The organism is Seonamhaeicola algicola, assembly GCF_007997385.1.
GTDB classification, from domain to species: domain Bacteria; phylum Bacteroidota; class Bacteroidia; order Flavobacteriales; family Flavobacteriaceae; genus Seonamhaeicola; species Seonamhaeicola algicola.
Map to the genome: position 1 here is coordinate 221,335 of NZ_VOSC01000019.1, position 19,809 is coordinate 241,143.

Consider the following 19,809-nt stretch of genomic DNA (forward strand, 5'->3'; position numbering starts at 1 on the left):
TTGTATTAGTTGGTTAAAACAATATTGTGTTTTTCTATTATTTTACGCAAATTAATAAGCGCGTAGCGCATTCTACCTAAAGCTGTATTAATACTAACACCCGTTTTATCTGATATTTCCTTAAAACTCATATCCTTGTACATGCGCATAAGCAATACCTCCTTTTGGTCATCTGGAAGTTCATCAACCAAACGGCGTACATCATACGCTATTTGATTTTTAATTATAGACGTTTCAGCATTTAGCGTAGCATCACTAAGCACAGAAAAAATGCTAAATTCACCTGTATTATCAAACTTAGGCATGCGGTTATGTTTTCTAAAATAATCTATCACCAAATTATGCGCAATACGCATAACCCATGGTAAAAACTTACCTTCTTCATTATAAGAACCCTGTTTTAAGGTTTTTATAACTTTTATAAAGGTGTCTTGAAAAATATCTTCGGCTAAATCTTTATCGTAAACCTTAGAAAATATAAAACTGTAAATTTTTTGTTTATGTCTGTAGATTAAGGTTTCTAAAGCACATTCATCGCCTTTAATGTAGTTACTTACTAAAGTAGCATCAGGAATAGATTGATGTTGCATAATCATTACTTTTAATACAAGAAACGTAGCTTCGTTGCTTGGGGTTATCTTTTTTAAAAGTAATATTATACTATAGGCTACTCGTTTTTAGTGGTTTATTATAATCCAAATATAACAACAATCATTCCTAAAAAACAAAATTTATAGATTTTTTTTATGCTACCCTTACGTTTACCTATACTTTTTAAGTTCAAATTCTTGTAGTATCTTTGTTAGGTTATATCTTTAAAAAGCCCATGAGTACTGACATTTTAGACGTAAACCCCAAAGAAAACATTATTATTAAAGGTGCTAAATTGCACAATTTAAAAAATATTGATGTTGTTATACCTCGTAATAAATTAGTGGTAATCACGGGGTTATCAGGTTCAGGAAAATCTAGTTTAGCCTTTGACACCTTATATGCCGAAGGCCAAAGACGCTATGTTGAAAGCCTATCAAGTTACGCACGTCAGTTTTTAGGGCGCTTAAACAAACCCAAAGTAGATTATATTAAGGGCATTGCACCCGCTATAGCTATTGAACAAAAGGTAAATTCTACCAATCCACGATCTACTGTTGGTACTACCACCGAAATTTATGACTACTTAAAACTTCTGTACGCGCGTATTGGTAAAACCTACTCGTCTATTTCTGGCCAAGAAGTAAAAAAAGAAACGGTAACCGATGTTATAAACCACATTAAAACCTTTACTGAAGGCGATAAGTTATTACTTTTAGCGCCTATTTTTTTAGAAGAAGGACGCAGTATAAATAACAAGCTACAAGCACTTAGCCAACAAGGGTATGCACGTATACAAGTAAACAAGCAGGTGCAGCGTATTGATGAGGCTGAAGTTACCGAAAACGATACAATTTTGTTAGTAGTAGACCGTGTTATTGTAAAACATGAAGACGATTTTTACAACCGTTTAGCCGATGCCATACAAACCGCTTTTTATGAAGGCAAAGGCGTATGCTTAATTGAAACGTTAAAAAACAACCAACAACGCACATTTAGCAATAAATTTGAGTTAGATGGCATGACGTTTTTAGAACCTAATGTACATTTATTCAGCTTTAATAACCCCTATGGCGCTTGCCCTAAATGCGAAGGTTATGGCGATATTATTGGTATTGATGAAGATTTAGTGATACCCAATACAGGCTTGTCGGTTTATGAAAACGCTATTTTCCCATGGCGAGGCGATAGTATGGGTTGGTATAAGGACCAACTGGTAAACAATTCACATAAATTTAATTTCCCCATTCATAAACCGTATTTTGAATTAACCGATGCCCAAAAGCAACTTATATGGGACGGTAACCAACATTTTGAAGGTTTAAATAGCTTTTTTACAGAATTAGAAGCCAAAGCCTACAAAATTCAAAACAGGGTTATGTTGTCGCGCTACCGCGGAAAAACAACATGTAAAGCCTGCAACGGTAAACGTTTGCGTCCGGAAGCTAATTACATTAAAGTTGGTAATGCCACCATTACCGATTTGGTGGAAATGCCATTAAACAAGCTATCGCAATTTTTTAAACATTTAGAACTTAACGATTATGATGCTAAAATAGCAGCCAGACTTTTAACCGAAATTAATAACAGGCTGTCTTTTTTAACCAATGTAGGTTTATCATATTTAACATTAAACAGACGCTCAAACACCTTATCTGGTGGCGAAAGCCAACGTATAAACCTAGCCACTTCGCTAGGTAGTAGTTTGGTGGGCTCCATGTATATTTTAGACGAACCCAGCATTGGCTTACACCCCAAAGATACAGAAAGGCTCATTTCGGTATTAAAATCGTTACGCAATTTAGGTAATACGGTTATTGTGGTTGAACATGATGAAGATATTATGAAAGCTGCCGATACTGTTATTGATATTGGCCCAGAAGCAGGCACCTACGGGGGAAAGGTAGTGGCACAAGGCACGTTTAATGATATGCTGACCTCAAACTCTTTAACCGCGCAGTATTTAAATGCATCTTTAAAAATTGAAGTACCTAAAACACGCAGAACTTCTAAATATCATGTAGATATTATAGGTGCTAGAGAAAATAATTTAAAAAATATTGATGTTAGCTTTCCGTTAGGTATGCTTACTGTTGTTACAGGTGTTTCTGGCAGCGGAAAAAGTACATTGGTTAAGAAAATTTTATTTCCAGCACTACAAAAACAGCTAACAGATTTTGGTGATAAACCCGGACAATTTTCAGCATTAAAAGGCAACTATAGCAATATTAAAACCATAGAATTTATTGACCAAAACCCTATTGGGCGTTCTTCACGTTCTAACCCGGTTACCTACATAAAAGCTTATGATGATATTAGAAGCCTATTTGCCAAACAAAAATTAAGCACCATACGAAACTACCAACCCAAACACTTTAGTTTTAATGTAGATGGCGGACGTTGTGAAACTTGTAAGGGCGAAGGTGAAGTAACCATTGAAATGCAATTTATGGCCGATGTGCATTTAGAATGTGAAACCTGCAAAGGCAAACGCTTTAAAAAAGACGTGTTAGAGGTTACATTTGCCAATAAAAATATTGATGATATACTTAACCTAACCATTGATGATGCTGTTGCCTTTTTTGAAGCTAATAATCAACCCAAAATAAAAAACAAACTACAGCCTTTACAAGATGTTGGTTTGGGCTATGTTACCTTAGGGCAAAGTTCTTCAACCTTATCTGGCGGTGAAGCACAACGTATTAAACTAGCTACTTTTTTAGGAAAAAGCAACACCAAAGACAAAGCCTTATTTATCTTTGATGAACCCACTACGGGCTTACATTTTCATGATATTAAAAAATTATTAAAATCGTTTGATGCTCTTATTGCTAAAGGTCACTCTATTATTGTAGTTGAGCATAATTTAGATTTAATTAAATGCGCAGATCATGTTATAGATTTAGGACCTGAAGGCGGTGAAAATGGTGGTAACATTGTTGCTTTTGGCACACCTGAAGCACTTGTGAAAAACAAAAAATCTGTTACGGGCACGTATTTAGAAGATAAGTTATAAAATAAAAAGAACGCCTACTTAAGCGTTCTTTTTCCCAACAAACTAATTAATTACGTATTTTAAATTACTTAACAAATTTTAGACTACCTCCTGCTGTTGATAAGATATAGAGTCCGGGTTTTAAAGTGCTTACGGCAATTACTTTTGATACAGCCCCCCTTAAAACCTCTTGCCCCATTAAATTATAAACAGCATAATCACCGGCAATAGTAGCATCTTTAAAGACGATAGCTTCTGTATTGGCGTTATAGTAGGCTTTCAATTTATTTTTATTAAAACCAGACGTTGATAACGCATTTATTTCTGCCTGACTTCTTATATACACCAAAGTAGGATCACTAGCGCCAGGGCCGCCATAAATAGTAGCACCTCCATCGGGTGTATACGCTAAATACGTTAATAGTCTATATGTTAAATTAGCATTTTCTGAACTCAACTGTGCATCTGCAGGAATGGTATAACTAACCGTAGTAACACCACCTGCTCCTGCCCCTGGATACACGTAATCGTTAGGTTGCGCTACAGTTTCATTAGCCCACGTACCATTAATCACATCATGATTAGCTATAGGTTCATCTTGCAAGCCCGCAAGCATAAAATTAAACGCATCATTAGTGCCGTTAGTGACTCCTAGTGTATACGTTATTTCAACAGTAATATTATCACCGGGTTTAAAGGTAACTGCTGTTTCGCCGTTAATTTGATAATCAGCTTTATTAGACCAATTAAAAGTTGGCTCTACTCGTTGCGCAAAAGCCATTGAAATAAAAAAAAGTAATAGCAATGTAATGTTTTTCATATATGCTTAATGTATTTAGTTAATAGTTAAACCAAATGTAATTAACCACACAAAACAGCACATAAAATAATACTCGATATAAACTTGACATTAAAAAAATAGATTCAAAATTGCAATTATTCATAATTTTGATACTTACCAAAAACATCCATTCATTTTTTTGGCACGCTGTTTGGTATTACATAATCGTATTCACATTTAAACTTACAGATTATGAAAAAAATACTATTTATTTTAGCCGGATTTATCCTTACAGGATTTACTGCTAATGCCGTTACAACCACCAAAAAAAATAGTAACAACACATCTGCTTATATTGGAGGCTACAGTAATTCTTTCATATTTGTAGAAAACGGAATAGAATTCTCGGTATTTAGAGATGGACAATTCGATTTTAACATTGTGAGAGGTAATGCCAGATTTAACGTATCAATTGGTTCACCTAACGTTCATGTTAGTTTTAATTCTGGGTATGATTATAATGCTTATGTGCAATATGACGAATTTGGCGCTATTATTCAAATTGAAAACACACCTATTTATTATGATCATTACGGGCGTATAGTACAAGCAGGAAATGTAAACATATACTATAACAATTTTGGGTATGTATCTAGAGTTGGCGGACTATATGTACACTACAATAGATATAATACATTTTCACACTGTACAGGCTTTATAAACATTTACAATAGAAATTACGTATACCGCCCATGGCATAGATACTACGCAGTACCAGCTGTTAATTACTGTGTGGTTTACAACAGGCCTTATAGAAGATATTATACACCTGTTAGATATGTGTACTCAAGACCTTTTTACAATAATTACAGACCAAGAACTGCTGTTGCTAGCAGACGCGGACACAACATTATAAGAAACAGAAGTTATGCTACCGTAAACCGCAGCAACAGAAATGTAACACGCGTTAACCGATATGCTACAAACAGAAACTATAAAGCTTACGCTAATAGTTCTAGAAAAAGTAACAACACATACAATAGAAATAACAACACTTCTAGAAGTGTATCTAATAACAATAGAAACTCAAAAACTATTATTAATAGACATACTACCATAAACAGATCTAGTAATACAAACATTACCAGAAAAAGCAACAAATACAATAAACCACAGACTACTACATCTAGAAATTATAACAGTAGTAACACAAGAAGAGCACCACAAGTAGCTAATAAAACTACAAGAACACCTCAAAAAAGTTATCAAAGATCAAGCAGTACACAACGCAAAAGCATGCCGCAAAGAACCATAACAAGAGGTGCTAATAAAAATAACAACGCTAGGGTTTCTCAAAACAGAAGCACGTCTAGCAACAATACACGATCTACTTCAAGAAGAAGATCATAATAACTTTGGTTGGTTAGTTGGAAAGCCCTGTGATACGTTTGCCTCAAAGCAGCATCATGGGGTTTTCTTTTTTTACTTTTTTAAGAGTTTTTGCATAGCATACGTAATATCTTCAGATAACCTAAACCTATAAACCACAAAAAGATACAACACGCTAATTAAAGTAGATTTTAAAATAACACTTACAATGGGCGTAAAAGGGAAATCCCAAAAATAAAACAACACTACACAAGCTAACAACAACACCCCTACTTTTAAACTTTGCTGTGTGAACGGTTGTATTTTGAAATATTTATACACAAAAAATAGTTTAGCAGAGTTATAAAAAACAATAGCTAAAAACGTTGCTATAGCTGCCCCATTAATACCATAACGTGGAATAAAAACAATATTTAAAACAAGTGTTAATACCACCAACACAACACCAAGCACAAGTATTACCCTGTAATAATCGCTGTTAAACAAAATTGCATTGTTACTACCTAGCATAGCATCATATAATTTTGCAGTACTAATTAACAAAACCACATAAATACCAACACTGTATTGCGGATCTATTAAAAAATAAAATTGTTTTACATTAAGCACTATTAACAAAAAGATAAATCCGCTTACAATCAATAAGTTTAAAGAACTTTTTTTATACAAGGCATCCAGCGCATCAAAATCTTTTTCATTTAAATACTTAGCTGATAAGGGCATTAATATTTGATGCATAGAACGTTGAGGTACTACTATAACCGTTGCTATATAAACCGCTACATTATAATACGCTACGTTATTTAAATTAACTAATAATTTACCCAACATCACCTTATCTACATCCAATAAAATACTAGCTACCGAGCCTGCTATCAATATAAGTGACGTATATTTTAGTATAGAAGATACATTACCTATTTTTTTAAATGTTATTACCGGCAAGCGTATACTGAATGCGTACATTTTCATAATAAGCATGCGTAGCAAATACATACAGACCAAACCCACCATAAACTGCTCTACATTTAAAACCTCTAAATACAAACCAAACAACAAAACCATAGAAGCAACTCTATGAAAAACTTCTTTCATAAAATTACCAAACACGGTTTTCATTTGCACTTTAGCCCAAGCAAAAAACACTTCAAAATAAGCTAAAGCAACAGCTATAACAATGGTATGCCAAACATAATTTTTAATGAGTGTATTTTTTGATGCTAAAAAATTACCAATAACATCATAAAACACATACCCAATAATACTAACCGGTATAATAACAAGCATGGGTAACAACACCATAAGCGTTAAAAAACTATTTAATGACACACGTGTTTTGAATGAACTGTAAAATTTAACCAACGTATTATGTACACCAAACGCCATTAAAGGCATCATTACATGTGCTGCAGATAGCATTACACCCACCATACCATAATACTCATCAGACAAGAATTTGGTATATAAAAACAGCGTATTTATAGCACCTATTATGAAACCTAAATAGGTTGAAGCTACATTTTTTAAAGATTGAGATGCAACAATACCCATTATAATATTTCAGCTAGTTGTTGTGTTAATTTTTGTCTGCTATACTTTTGCAAACCTACAGCATGCACTTTTAAACTATCATTCTTATAGGCTTTGTAGTGATTTAAAATAGCAACTTTTAACGCTTCATAATTAGCGTAATTAAAATAGGCGCCTGTATTGGTTTCTTTTATTATTTTTTCAACATCAGACCCCTTTGGCCCTAAAGCTATGATAGGACGATTTGAAACCATATACTCAAACAATTTACCAGGAATAATACACTTAGTTTCTTCGGAATCAATTTCAACAAGCAACAGTACTTGTGATTTTTTTTGAAACACAATAGCTTCTTTATGAGAAACATAACCAAACTCATTCACACAATTACTTAAACCATTTTTTTCAATATACTGCAACACATCATTACTAACAGCGCCTATAAAATTGAGTTGTAAATCCTTTTTAAATTCAGGATGTTTCTGAGCTAAGTCTCGTAACACCCGCCATAAAATTTCAGGATTCCTTTTTGACAATAGTGACCCTATATGTGCTAGTGAAAATTTAGTATCTAAAGCCACTGGTGGTACGTTTTCATAATCATAGCCATTAGTAATAACATCAATAGGCTTATTCGTGAGTTTTAAAAACTCTTGCTTAGTAACAAAACTAGTTACCACCACCCTATCTGCAGTGTTTAATACTTGTTTTTCTAAAAACAAATGCTTCTTTTTTGCAGGCTTTGTTAGTTTTAGTTTTTTATGATACCCAATGGTTGTCCACGGATCCCTAAAATCTGCTAGCCATTTAACGTGTAACTGATTTTTTAATTGCATACCAATTAAGTGCAAACTATGCGGCGGTCCTGTAGTAATAACCACATCTACCGGATTATTTTCAATATACTCACGCAGAAACCGAACAGCAGGCGATACCCAATTTTTCCTAGCATCGGGAATAAAAAAGTTACCACGAATAAACAACATGACTTTTTCTATAAAGCTCTGATTTTTATAATCAGAAATAATACCCTTACTTATGGTATTTGATTTCTTTTTTGAAAGAAAGCGCGCTAGTTTATACGGCTCTTTTATAGGGAGTTTTAGCAGTTTTAAATCTTTAGACACATCTTCAACCAAACTAGGGTCTGTTAACGCATAATTTGGATTTTCAGGAATAAAAACTATAGGTTCAATATTAAAATCTGGTAAATATTTTACAAACTTTAACCAGCGCTGTACACCAGGACCACCAGCAGGCGGCCAATAATAAGTTATTATGAGTGCTTTTTTATGCACGTTGTTGGCGTGTTTTTTTAAATTCAAAAAACAAACCACCAGCTAGCAAAAACACCAGCAACATAGAACTACCCAAAGCAATACTACTACCTGTTTTAACAACCTCAGGATCAAAAATAAATTCAATGGTATGCGTACCTTTTGGTATTTGCATGCCACGCAACGTGTAATTAACACGCATGTGTGTTGTTGGTTTACCATCTAAAAGGGTTGTCCAGCCATTTCCGTAATACACCTCCGAAAATACCGCAAACCCATCATTTTTATTGTTAGATGTATACTTCAAATAATTAGGCGCAACTTCTTGTAATTCAATATTTGACAAAGAATCTACTGTAAACATATGCTTCGCAACAGATCCTTGTGTATAAACAGCTTTGTTTTTAGTATCTAAACTATCTAAAGCTAAAATTTCGTCATTAGCTGTAGCTACTTTTCTTAAGGTTTTAACAAACCAAGCATTACCATTTGCTTCATCATTTAATAATGCCGAAGGCCCTTTTTCGCCATCAATTATCACATACTTTGTATTAAGCATGTTAAGCACATTCATATTGTTTTTTGCAATATAAAAATCAAAAACTTCACGGTAGCGTTTTAATTCTGCTGCATTATATCCGTTTAACGAATTATGAAAATATGATGCTCTGGTTCTATTTTGCAAACCTTCATTAGTAATATCAAACACCCTAAAATGTCCTTCGTCTTTTAAAATATCACTATCGGCAGCAGTTGCAGAAAATGGTTTATTTACTTTAATAGCTGCTACAAAATCATCATTATTAACATATCGCCTATCAACAACCACCAAATCGAATACAATAAGTATAGCGAAAACAGCAATGACACCGTTTTCTTTAATTTTATTTTTTAGAAAGAAATATACAGTACCCGCAGCCAGCAATACTAAAACCAATGTTCGTAAAGTATCGGCAGTAAAAATAGATTTTCTATCATCTTTGACAGCGTTTATAAAATCTTGCCCATAGTTTTGTAAATAATACCCATCATTTGCACCAGAAAATGTAAACAATGTGTTTTTAAACAACAAAAACACAACAGCTAACCCCGCTGTAATAAGGGTAGTGTATTTAAGCGCGTTAAGTTTTTCATGGTCTTTTTCAAAATTATTTAACAAGCGTGCTAAAGCAAATATGGCTAACACAGGCACACACAATTCTAATAGTACTTGAATAGAACTTACGGCTCTAAACTTATTATAAAACGGCACATAATCAATAAATAAATCGGTTAAAAAGCCTAAGTTTTTTCCGTAAGACAGAAGTAACGACAATAGTGTACCGCCTACTAACCACCATTTTAAACGGCCTTTAACTAAAAATAGCCCCAAAACAAACAAGAAAAGAACAACAGCACCTACGTATGCTGGTGCTTCTACAATGGGCTGATTACCCCAGTAAGTTGGTGCTTCTTCAGATCGGAATTTTTTATAGGTTTCAGAATCTTTTCCTACGTGTTCAAAATTACCACCACCCATAAAACGTGGTATAAACAAATTAAAAGTTTCAACAATACCGTAACTAAATTGTGTAATATAATCTCTATCTAAGCCCGAAGTGACTTCTTTTGGAGTGCCATCAGCATTTATAGTTAACTCACTTTTACCTCTGGTACTTTCTTTTACATATTCTTGGGTAGCCAAAACTCCTGTAGCGTTTAAACCAATTGATAACACTACCGCTAGCACTAAAATACCAACCGACTTAAAATAATGTGGTAATAATTGTTTTTTAAAAGCATCAATTAAATACACGACCCCTAAAACAATAACCAATAATAGTAAATAATAGGTCATTTGAAAGTGATTAGATACAATCTCTAACCCCATAGCCACAGTAGTTAGTAAAAAGCCTGCTATATATTTTTTTTGAAACGTAAGCAATATACCACTTAAAACCAATGGCATATAAGCAATAGCATGCGCTTTACTGTTGTGCCCTACACCTAAAATTATAATTAAATAGGTAGAAAAACCAAACGCTAAAGCACCAACAGCAGCTAGTTTAAAATCTACTTTTAATACCAGCATCAAAACATAAAAACTTAAAAGGTATAGAAACAAATAATCGGCTGGTCTTGGTAAAAACCGCAATGCTAAATCCAACTTCTTAATGTAGTTATGCGGATATTTAGCCCCTAGTTGGTAGGTTGGCATACCACCAAAAGCACTGTTTGTCCAGTAGGTTTCTTCACCTGTTTGTGCTTTATAATCTTTTTGCTGTTTAGACATCCCAATATATTGCTTGATGTCACTTTGAAAAATAGCTTTTCCTTGTAAAACAGGACTAAAATAGGCTAATGAAATAACTACAAACCCCACTAACACAAGTATGTGCGGCCATATTTTTTTAAATGAAAGTTGCATGAACGTGCTTTAAAATCAATGATTGTGAAATTAATCAATTTCTTCGAAATCCACATAATCTCCAACATCTTTATTTGAAGTCTTACGTGTTGGTATTTTATCTATGGTGACTTCGCCTTCTTTTTTAGGTTTTTCTTGTGGCTTTCTATTTTGAAAGCCGCCATTAAACTGTTGCCCAAAACGCTCTTCTGCTTTTTTAGCTACAAACTTTATTAAAAAAGGCGAAAACAAGCGTGCCAATATTTTAACACCAAAATAAATTAACAAAATGATGAGAATCATTTTTACTAAACCTGTGGCAGATGCAAATTGTTGCATGAAAATTCTTTTTTAAACAAAAATACAATTCTATATACTTAAAAAACGTTTAAAACTGATAAAAAAACTATAAAATATATATATTTGGTAACCAAATTTAAGGTAACAGCCCCATGTGTTATACCTTATTTTATTCTTTATAATACTTAATTTTTATGATGAAGCCTTACAAATCTATCCTTTTAGCCTTAATGTATTTTATTACTATACACGCCTTTAGTCAATATACTGATGTTATAAACTCAAATCGCCCAGGAGTATCTAGAAGTGCTTTTTCAGTTGGAAAAAACGTTGTACAGTTTGAAGTTGGCCCTTATTTTGTGAAAGAAAAACGCACACCTGCAACTACTTACGAAGTTTCTGGCTTAGGAGCTGATTTTGCAGCTCGTTATGGCTTTTTATTTGAGCAATTAGAAATTAATATTGAAGGTACCTACCAAAACGATACAAAAACATACACCTACCAAGCAGGCGCCGAAGATGATAGAGCCAACTTTAAACACTTAGCGTTGGGTGCTAAATATTTAATTTTTGATCCTTATAAGAACGAAGAAGCCAACAAACCAAACCTTTATAGCTGGAAAGCCAACCACCGTTTTAAATGGCGTAATTTAATACCCGCCGTTTCTATTTTTGCTGGTATAAACTATGACACTAAAAACAATCCTTTTACCGCGCCGGGTATTGAAGGCATAAGCCCTAAAGTAATGATTGCTACGCAAAACAATTTTGCTGGCGGTTGGGTTTTTGTAATGAATTTAATTAAAGACCGTATTGGCACAGACCAATCTGATTTTCAATACATACTAACACTAACACACGCCTTAAACGCTAATTGGGTTATTTTTGGTGAAACGCAAGGTATTAAAAGTGATTTTTATGCCGATAACTTATTTAGAGTTGGTGGTGCACGCTTATTTGGTAAAAATTTTCAATTAGACACCGCTATAACCTTTAACACCAAAGATACACCTTCGGTTTTTAACGCAAGCATTGGTGCTTCATATAGATTAGATTTTCATAAAGACCCTGTAATAGATAATGGCACAAGTGCTGAAGATGAAGCTGGCAGACGCGACAGGAAAAGCGGCAAAAAAAGATCAAAAAAAGCATCTAAAAAAAATAAAGATACCAATGATAATAGCCCCAAGAAACAAAAAAAACGAAGCATAGACTTTGATTAAACTAAATAACACAAAAAGACGTTAACTGTATATGATTACAATTAAAGAAGTTAGCAATAAAAAGGATTTAAAAACCTTTGTTAAATTTCCGTTTACACTCTATAAAAATTCTCAATACTGGACACCACCAATTTTAAGTCAGGAATTAAAAACTTTTGACACCAACGAAAACCCTGTATTTAATGATGCCGAAGCTAAACTTTTTTTAGCCTATAAAAACAATACCGTAGTTGGTAGAATTGCTGCCATTATTAATTGGCTTGAAGTAAAAGACCAAAAACAATTAAAAATGCGTTTTGGTTGGTTTGATTTTATTGATGATTTAGAAGTATCAAAAGCATTATTAAACAAAGTTGAAGCAATAGGAAAAGCGCATAATTTAGAGTATGCCGAAGGTCCTGTTGGGTTTTCAAACCTTGATAAAGTTGGCGTAATTACCGATGGTTTTGAGCACAATACCCCAATGGTAACATGGTATAACCACCCCTATTATGCTAAACATTATGAAGCTGCAAATTATAAGGTTGAAAAAGGATATATAGAAAGTAAATTTCCATTTAGTAATGTAAAACCTGAAACCTTTGAAAAGGCACAAGCACTTATAAAAAGACGTTACCAACTTACCGCATTAAACTTCACAAAAACATCTGAAGTTATGCCGTATGTAGATAAAATGTTTGATTTATTTAATGAAACCTACGCCTCATTATCATCATTTGTAGCTATTACTGATATTCAAAAGGAATATTTTAAAAAGAAATTTATAAGTTTTGTAAACCCTGAATATATAAAGTTTGTAATTGACAAAGACAATAATTTAATAGGGTTTGCCATAGTAATGCCTTCATTTGCAAAAGCCTTACAAAAAGCCAATGGCAGGTTATTTCCATTTGGTTTTAGGCATATTTTAAAAGCAAAAAAACACAGTAAAGACGTTAACTTTTACCTTATAGGTATTCACCCAGATTACCAAAATAAAGGTGTACATGCAGTAATTTTTAATGAATACTATAAAACTTTTACTGAAAAAGGCATTGAATTTTGCTATAGAACACCCGAATTGGAAGACAACATAGCTATTCATCAAATTTGGAAGCATTTTAGTCCTGAAGTGTACCGCAAGCGTAAAACCTTTAGAAAAGATTTATAAAAACAAAAAGTCCGAATTTAAAATTCGGACTTTTTTATGAGAATAATTAATTTATTTATTACTCACCCATTGCTGCCATAACAGCGGCAGATAAACGCTTATAAGTACCGTTTTCTAACCTGTCTCTAATCCCTTCAAAGGCAGCAAGTGTTTCATTTACATCATCTAACGTGTGTGATGCCGTAGGTATTAATCGTAATAAAATTAAACCTTTAGGAATTACAGGATATACTACAATAGAGCAGAATATACCGTAATTTTCACGTAAATCTTTAACTAAAGCCATGGCTTCCGGAATACTTCCTTTTAAATACACTGGTGTTACACAACTTTGTGTTGTACCAATATCAAAACCACGGGCTTTTAAACCAGATTGTAAAGCTGTAACATTTTCCCAAAGTTTCGCTTTTAATTCTGGCATGGTTCTTAACATTTCTAAACGTTTTAAAGCACCAACTACAAGTTGCATTTGTAGTGATTTAGCAAACATTTGAGAACGTAAGTTATATTTTAAGTAATCTATAATTTCTTTGTCACCTGCAATAAAAGCACCTGTACTTGCTAACGATTTTGCAAACGTAGCAAAGTACACATCAATATCATCTTGCACACCTTGTTCTTCACCAGCACCAGCACCTGTAGCGCCTAATGTACCAAAACCGTGTGCATCATCAACAAATAATCTGAAATTGAATTTCTTTTTTAAAGCTACAATTTCTTTTAAGCGTCCTTGTTCACCACGCATACCAAACACACCTTCAGAAATAACTAAAATACCTCCGCCTGTTTGTTCTGCCATTTTAGAGGCACGCTCTAAGTTTTTTTCTAAACTTTCAACATCATTATGCTTATAAGTAAAACGTTTACCCATGTGTAAACGCACACCATCAATAATACATGCGTGCGCATCAACATCATACACAATTATATCATCTTTAGAAACCAAAGCGTCTATGGTAGACACCATACCTTGGTAACCAAAGTTTAAAAGGTATGCAGCCTCTTTATTAACAAATGAAGCTAATTCATTTTGAAGTTTTTCATGCAAATCTGTGTGACCAGACATCATACGTGCTCCCATTGGATATGCAGAACCGTATTGAGCAGCAGCTTCAGCATCAACCTTTCTTACTTCAGGGTGGTTTGCTAAACCTAAATAATCATTTATACTCCAAGTAATAACTTCTTTCCCTTGAAATTTCATTCTATTTGAAATTTCTCCTTCTAATTTAGGAAATACAAAGTACCCTTCTGCTTGTGATGCCCACTTACCTAATGGCCCTTTGTCTTTATAAATTTTTTCAAATAAATCCTTCATTTAAAAATGTCTTAACGCTATTTAATTCTAAGATAATACTAATTAAGGTGATTGTTTACTGTGCTAACACACTATTTTTTTACGGATAAAAAATATTTAGTTTAGTACCTTAGTTAGTTGGTGCAAAATTAATTATTTAATTGTTTTGAACATAATTTTTAGCACGCAATTATTATAAAATAAAAGAGATTAAATTTTGCTTTAAAACAAAACACAATCTCTTTTATTGAAAAGTATATTTTTTACTTTATATATTGAACTTTTTCTAGTGTTTCTTCATTTACACTATCAAAAAATCCTTGATCGTTCATCCATTTATCACTGTATACTTTACTCATATATCTTGAGCCATGATCTGGAAAAATAACCACTACTTTATCATCTTTTTTAAAGGTTCCTGCTTCTCCTAATTGCTTTAAGCCTTGTACTACAGCGCCAGAAGTATAGCCAACAAACATGCCTTCTGTTCTTGCAATTTCTCTTGCTGTGTGCGCACTTTCTTCATCGGTTACCTTTACAAACTCGTCTATAACATCAAAATCTGTTGCTGCAGGTATTAAGTTTTTACCTAAACCTTCAATACGGTATGGGTAAATTTCTTTTTCATCGAACTCACGTGTTTCGTGATATTTTTTAATAACAGATCCAAAAGCATCAATACCAATAACTTTAATGTTAGGGTTTTGCTCTTTTAAATATCTTGCTGTACCTGAAATAGTACCACCTGTACCACTACATGCAACTAAATGTGTAATTTCTCCTTCGGTTTGTTGCCAAATTTCAGGACCTGTAGAGTGGTAATGTGCATCAATATTTAATTCGTTAAAATATTGATTTATATATACTGAACCTTTACGCTCTTGGTGTAAACGTTTTGCAACCTCGTAGTAAGATCTAGGATCATCGGCACTAACGTGTGCAGGACACACATATACTTTAGCACCCATAGTTTTTAACATATCTATTTTATCTGGTGAAGATTTAGAACTTACTGCTAAAACACACTCATAGCCTTTTATGATACTAACCATGGCTATACTAAAGCCTGTATTGCCTGATGTGGTTTCAATAATAGTATCACCTGGTTTTAAAATACCTTTTCTTTCGGCTTCCTCTATTATATAAAGTGCTATTCTATCTTTTGATGATTGACCCGGATTGAAAGATTCTATTTTAGCATAGAAATTACCTTCAAATTCTGAGGTTATTTTATTAAGCTTAACAAGCGGCGTATTGCCAATTAAGTCTAAAAAACTGTTGTAAACCTTATTGTCTTGTTTCATTAAATGCTTTTTAAAGGGCGCAATGTATTATTAAAACGCGACTTAAAACCTGACAAAAATAAGTTTTTTTTTTAAATTAAGCATTAATACCTTCTAAATCTAATAAAAAAGCATACTCTAAGGCTACTTCTTTTAAGCTTTCAAATCTGCCCGAAGCACCACCATGGCCAGCATCCATATCAGTATGCAATAATAAAATATTTTGGTCTGTTTTTAATTCGCGTAGCTTAGCTACCCATTTTGCAGGTTCCCAATATTGTACTTGCGAATCATGCAAACCTGTAGTTACTAATACATTTGGATAAGCTTTAGCTTCTACATTATCATAAGGAGAATATGATTTCATATAATGATAATAGGTTTCTTCATTAGGGTTGCCCCATTCATCATACTCACCTGTTGTTAATGGTATGGTTTCATCTAACATGGTAGTAACTACATCAACAAACGGTACTGCTGCAATAATACCATTATACAATTCAGGATTCATATTCATTACAGCGCCCATAAGTAAACCTCCTGCTGACCCGCCATATGCGTATAAATGTTTATTTGATGTGTATTTGTTTTCTATAAGATATTTAGATACATCAATAAAATCATAAAACGTATTCTTTTTTGTAAGTAATTTACCGTTTTCATACCAATCTCTTCCTAAATACTCACTACCTCTAATGTGTGCTATGGCATAAATAAAACCACGATCTAATAAACTTAATCTAATGGAAGAAAACGAAGGATCTACGGTAGAACCATAGGAACCATATGCATACTGTAATAGCGGATTTTCACCATTTAAAACCAAATTGTTTCGGTATATTAAAGACACAGGAACTTTAACACCATCGCGTGCGGTAACCCAAACACGTTTTGTTATATAATTGGCTTTGTTAAATGTGCCGCCCAATACTTGTTGTTCTTTTTTTATGGTGCTTTGCTTGGTTTCTAAATCATAATCAATTACCGAACTTGGTGTGTTTAATGCATTGAAACCGTAACGCAATGAATTGCTTTCAAAATCTGGATTATTACCTATGTATGCGGTGTAAGTTTCAGAGTTAAACGGCAAGTAATAATCTTCTTCACCATTCCAACTTATAATACGTAGTTTATTTAAACCATTTTCACGTTCATTAACTACCAAATAATCTTTAAAAATTTCAATATCCTCTAACAAAACGTGATCTCTGTGTGGTAAAACTTCTTCCCAATTATTAATAGCTGTAGCTGTTTCAGGTGTTTTTAAAAGTTTAAAATTGGTAGCACCATCATTATTAGCCATAATATAAAAGGCGTCATTATAATGCGAAATATTATACTCTAAATCGGGTTGTCTTTCTTGAAATATTGCAAAATCGGCCTCAGGCGTATCTGCATTTATAAATCTGTATTCTGTAGATAAGGTGCTTGATGAACCAATAACAATGTATTTTCTAGATTTTGTTTTATACACAAAGGTATTGAAGGTATCATCAGTTTCATGAAATACATCAACATCATTACTAACAGGCGTGCCTAAAACATGTTTGCATATTTTGTGCGAACGTAGCGTAACGTCGTCTTTTAAAGCATAAAAAAGCGTTTTATTATCATTTGCCCAAGTAATGCTACCTGTGGTGTTTATAATAGTATCTTGCAGAATATTGCCTGTGGTTAAGTCTTTTATTTGTACTGTGTATTGGCGCCTACTTACCAAATCGGTTGTAAAAGCGGCTAACTTATTATCTGGACTAATAGCTATACTACCTAGTTTAAAATAAGCTTGGTCTTTGGCCATTTCATTACAATCAAACAGCAATTCTTCATCGGCATCTAGTGTTCCTTTTTTACGTGTGTAAATGGGGTAACCTTTATCTTTTTCAAAACGTGTAATGTACCAATAGCCATTTAATTTATACGGTACAGTTTCATCATCTTCCTTTATGCGGCCTTTCATTTCTTCAAAAAGTAAATTTTGAAAAGCTTCAGTATGCTTTAAAATACCTTTTGTATACTGGTTTTCGGCCTCTAAATAATCTATTACTTCTTGGTCTTCTCTATTATTAAGCCAAAAGTAGTTATCTATTCTAATATCGTTATGCGCCTGAAGTTGTTCTGGCTTTTTTTTTGCTTTTGGGGGCGTTATTGTATTTTTCAATTTATTGTTAAATTTTAGCGCACAAATATAAAATTAAATAGTTTTGCATTTATAAAATTTGATACCATATGTTTGGAGATATGATGAATATGATGGGGAAACTTAAAGAAACCCAAAAAAAAGTAGAAGAAACTAGAAAACGCTTAAATACGGTTTTAATTGATGAAGCGAGTTCAGACAATAAACTTAAAGTTACTATTACTGCCAATAGAGAAATTAAAGGTTTAGAAATAGACGACACCCTACTTGAAGACAAAGAGCAACTTGAAGATTACTTGGTTTTAACACTAAACAAAGCTATTGAAAAAGCCACCAAAGTAAACGAAGCTGAATTAGCTGCCGCCGCCAAAGAAGGCTTACCGAATATTCCTGGTATGGATATGTTTAAATAGAGTTGTTAGTTAAAATTAGTATTTTTTAAAACCCTTAACAGTATTTCATGCATATCATTGGTGTAATTTAAATGTGTTACCATACGCAATTTATTACTACCCATACTAATAATATGAATGTTATTTTCAGTTAGTTTATTAATAAAATGTGTTTCGTTAACATCGGGGTTTAGCTCAAAAATCACAATATTAGTTTCAATTGGTTCTACTACCTTAATTATTGGTAAACTATTAAGTGCATTACCAATTTCTATAGCTTTTTTGTGATCATTGGCTAAGCGTGCTATATTATTATCTAGCGCATAAATACCTGCGGCTGCTAAATACCCTGCTTGCCTTAAATTACCTCCAAAAACTTTACGAATTCTTTGGGCGTTTTTCATAATGGTAGCATCGCCAACTAAAACAGATCCAACAGGGCACCCTAAACCTTTACTTAAACAAACCGATATGGTATTAAATACAGCTCCGTACTGTTGTGTAGTTTCGTTTTTAGCCACTAAGGCATTCCAGAGTCTGGCCCCATCTAAATGAAGCCCTAAATTTTTATCAATACACAGGTTTTTTATTTTTTCAATTTCACTAAAATCCCAACAAGCACCACCACCTTTATTGGTTGTATTTTCTAAAGCTACCAAACGTGTTTCAGCATACCAATAATCTGTAGGGTTTATAGCGGCTTCAACCTGTTTAGCTGTAAATCGGCCATTATTACCATCTAATAGTTTACAAGACACACCACTGTTAAAAGCCACACCACCAGACTCATAATTATAAATATGTGCATATGCATCACAAATAACTTGGTTACCTGGTTGTGTATGTAATTTTATAGCTGTTTGATTTGCCATAGTGCCACTTGGAAAAAACAAAGCCTTATCTTTACCAAACATACGGGCTACCTTTTGTTCTAAGAGGTTTATGGTTTCATCTTCTCCAAAAACATCATCGCCCACAGTAGCTTGCATCATAGCATCAAGCATTTGGGCGCTTGGTTTGGTAACAGTATCACTTCTTAAGTCTATTTTCATTACTCTGAGAAATTTAAAAAGATAAA

15 protein-coding genes are annotated in these 19,809 nt (G+C 33.3%); 5 read left to right on the forward strand and 10 right to left on the reverse strand.

Annotated elements, in window-relative coordinates:
• Positions 1–5: 5 nt before the first annotated feature.
• Positions 6–590 (reverse strand): RNA polymerase sigma factor, encoded by a 585-nt coding sequence (locus FUA26_RS06370; RefSeq protein WP_147133202.1) that lies wholly within the window; start codon positions 588–590, stop codon positions 6–8.
• Positions 591–826: 236 nt separating this feature from the next.
• On the opposite strand from FUA26_RS06370, the gene uvrA reads away from it, so the two are divergent.
• A complete protein-coding gene (gene uvrA / locus FUA26_RS06375) occupies positions 827–3,607 on the forward strand; it encodes an excinuclease ABC subunit UvrA (RefSeq protein WP_147133205.1) in 2,781 nt (926 codons plus the stop codon).
• Between the two features lie 64 nt (positions 3,608–3,671).
• Here uvrA and FUA26_RS06380 read toward each other — a convergent pair whose 3' ends face one another.
• On the reverse strand, positions 3,672–4,406 hold the full coding sequence (locus FUA26_RS06380) for a hypothetical protein (protein WP_147133208.1): 735 nt from the start codon (positions 4,404–4,406) through the stop codon (positions 3,672–3,674).
• Between the two features lie 213 nt (positions 4,407–4,619).
• Here FUA26_RS06380 and FUA26_RS06385 point away from each other — a divergent pair, with 213 nt between their 5' ends.
• Complete coding sequence (locus FUA26_RS06385) at positions 4,620–5,777, forward strand: hypothetical protein (protein WP_147133210.1); 1,158 nt, start codon at positions 4,620–4,622, stop codon at positions 5,775–5,777.
• Between the two features lie 72 nt (positions 5,778–5,849).
• On the opposite strand, the gene FUA26_RS06390 is transcribed toward FUA26_RS06385, so the two are convergent.
• Genes FUA26_RS06390 through FUA26_RS06405 form a run of 4 tightly spaced genes read right to left on the reverse strand, consistent with a single transcriptional unit; the run spans position 5,850 to position 11,288 of the window.
• Positions 5,850–7,307: a lipopolysaccharide biosynthesis protein gene (locus FUA26_RS06390; protein WP_147133213.1), complete on the reverse strand. Its 1,458-nt coding sequence runs from the start codon at positions 7,305–7,307 to the stop codon at positions 5,850–5,852.
• Entirely contained in the window at positions 7,307–8,584 is a 1,278-nt protein-coding gene (locus tag FUA26_RS06395; RefSeq protein ID WP_147133216.1) for a glycosyltransferase family 4 protein, read from the reverse strand. Before FUA26_RS06395 ends, FUA26_RS06390 begins: the two co-directional genes overlap by 1 nt.
• Positions 8,577–10,970, reverse strand: coding sequence for a YfhO family protein (locus FUA26_RS06400; RefSeq protein ID WP_147133219.1), 2,394 nt, complete (start codon positions 10,968–10,970; stop codon positions 8,577–8,579). The genes FUA26_RS06395 and FUA26_RS06400 overlap by 8 nt, the downstream gene beginning before the upstream one ends.
• A gap of 30 nt (positions 10,971–11,000) precedes the next feature.
• The gene (locus FUA26_RS06405) at positions 11,001–11,288 is read right to left on the reverse strand and encodes a DUF4834 family protein (protein WP_147133222.1); all 288 of its coding nucleotides are present in this window, start codon (positions 11,286–11,288) and stop codon (positions 11,001–11,003) included.
• Positions 11,289–11,443: 155 nt separating this feature from the next.
• Here FUA26_RS06405 and FUA26_RS06410 point away from each other — a divergent pair, with 155 nt between their 5' ends.
• Entirely contained in the window at positions 11,444–12,472 is a 1,029-nt protein-coding gene (locus FUA26_RS06410) for a transporter (protein WP_317131283.1), read from the forward strand.
• Positions 12,473–12,503: 31 nt separating this feature from the next.
• Positions 12,504–13,622: a GTP cyclohydrolase gene (locus tag FUA26_RS06415; RefSeq protein WP_147133225.1), complete on the forward strand. Its 1,119-nt coding sequence runs from the start codon at positions 12,504–12,506 to the stop codon at positions 13,620–13,622.
• Positions 13,623–13,680: 58 nt separating this feature from the next.
• On the opposite strand, the gene FUA26_RS06420 is transcribed toward FUA26_RS06415, so the two are convergent.
• From FUA26_RS06420 to FUA26_RS06430, 3 genes are all read right to left on the reverse strand, one after another.
• Positions 13,681–14,940 carry an aminotransferase class I/II-fold pyridoxal phosphate-dependent enzyme gene (locus tag FUA26_RS06420; protein WP_147133228.1) on the reverse strand — a complete coding sequence of 420 codons (1,260 nt, stop codon included), beginning with the start codon at positions 14,938–14,940 and terminating at the stop codon, positions 13,681–13,683.
• Between the two features lie 242 nt (positions 14,941–15,182).
• A complete protein-coding gene (locus FUA26_RS06425; protein WP_147133231.1) occupies positions 15,183–16,223 on the reverse strand; it encodes a PLP-dependent cysteine synthase family protein in 1,041 nt (346 codons plus the stop codon).
• Positions 16,224–16,299: 76 nt separating this feature from the next.
• Positions 16,300–18,360, reverse strand: coding sequence for a S9 family peptidase (locus FUA26_RS06430; protein WP_147133234.1), 2,061 nt, complete (start codon positions 18,358–18,360; stop codon positions 16,300–16,302).
• Between the two features lie 68 nt (positions 18,361–18,428).
• Here FUA26_RS06430 and FUA26_RS06435 point away from each other — a divergent pair, with 68 nt between their 5' ends.
• Positions 18,429–18,752, forward strand: a complete 324-nt coding sequence (locus FUA26_RS06435) for a YbaB/EbfC family nucleoid-associated protein (protein ID WP_147133237.1) — start codon at positions 18,429–18,431, stop codon at positions 18,750–18,752.
• Between the two features lie 5 nt (positions 18,753–18,757).
• Here FUA26_RS06435 and FUA26_RS06440 read toward each other — a convergent pair whose 3' ends face one another.
• Positions 18,758–19,783 carry a threonine aldolase family protein gene (locus tag FUA26_RS06440; protein WP_147133241.1) on the reverse strand — a complete coding sequence of 342 codons (1,026 nt, stop codon included), beginning with the start codon at positions 19,781–19,783 and terminating at the stop codon, positions 18,758–18,760.
• Positions 19,784–19,809 lie beyond the last annotated feature (26 nt).

Bases quoted from the DNA above. Each gene is read 5' to 3' on its own strand.
- FUA26_RS06370 (WP_147133202.1), bottom strand. From the start codon at position 590: ATGCAACATCAATCTATTCCTGATGCTACTTTAGTAAGTAACTACATT.
- uvrA (WP_147133205.1), top strand. From the start codon at position 827: ATGAGTACTGACATTTTAGACGTAAACCCCAAAGAAAACATTATTATT.
- FUA26_RS06380 (WP_147133208.1), bottom strand. From the start codon at position 4,406: ATGAAAAACATTACATTGCTATTACTTTTTTTTATTTCAATGGCTTTT.
- FUA26_RS06385 (WP_147133210.1), top strand. From the start codon at position 4,620: ATGAAAAAAATACTATTTATTTTAGCCGGATTTATCCTTACAGGATTT.
- FUA26_RS06390 (WP_147133213.1), bottom strand. From the start codon at position 7,307: ATGGGTATTGTTGCATCTCAATCTTTAAAAAATGTAGCTTCAACCTAT.
- FUA26_RS06400 (WP_147133219.1), bottom strand. From the start codon at position 10,970: ATGCAACTTTCATTTAAAAAAATATGGCCGCACATACTTGTGTTAGTG.
- FUA26_RS06405 (WP_147133222.1), bottom strand. From the start codon at position 11,288: ATGCAACAATTTGCATCTGCCACAGGTTTAGTAAAAATGATTCTCATC.
- FUA26_RS06410 (WP_317131283.1), top strand. From the start codon at position 11,444: ATGATGAAGCCTTACAAATCTATCCTTTTAGCCTTAATGTATTTTATT.
- FUA26_RS06415 (WP_147133225.1), top strand. From the start codon at position 12,504: ATGATTACAATTAAAGAAGTTAGCAATAAAAAGGATTTAAAAACCTTT.
- FUA26_RS06420 (WP_147133228.1), bottom strand. From the start codon at position 14,940: ATGAAGGATTTATTTGAAAAAATTTATAAAGACAAAGGGCCATTAGGT.
- FUA26_RS06425 (WP_147133231.1), bottom strand. From the start codon at position 16,223: ATGAAACAAGACAATAAGGTTTACAACAGTTTTTTAGACTTAATTGGC.
- FUA26_RS06435 (WP_147133237.1), top strand. From the start codon at position 18,429: ATGTTTGGAGATATGATGAATATGATGGGGAAACTTAAAGAAACCCAA.
- FUA26_RS06440 (WP_147133241.1), bottom strand. From the start codon at position 19,783: ATGAAAATAGACTTAAGAAGTGATACTGTTACCAAACCAAGCGCCCAA.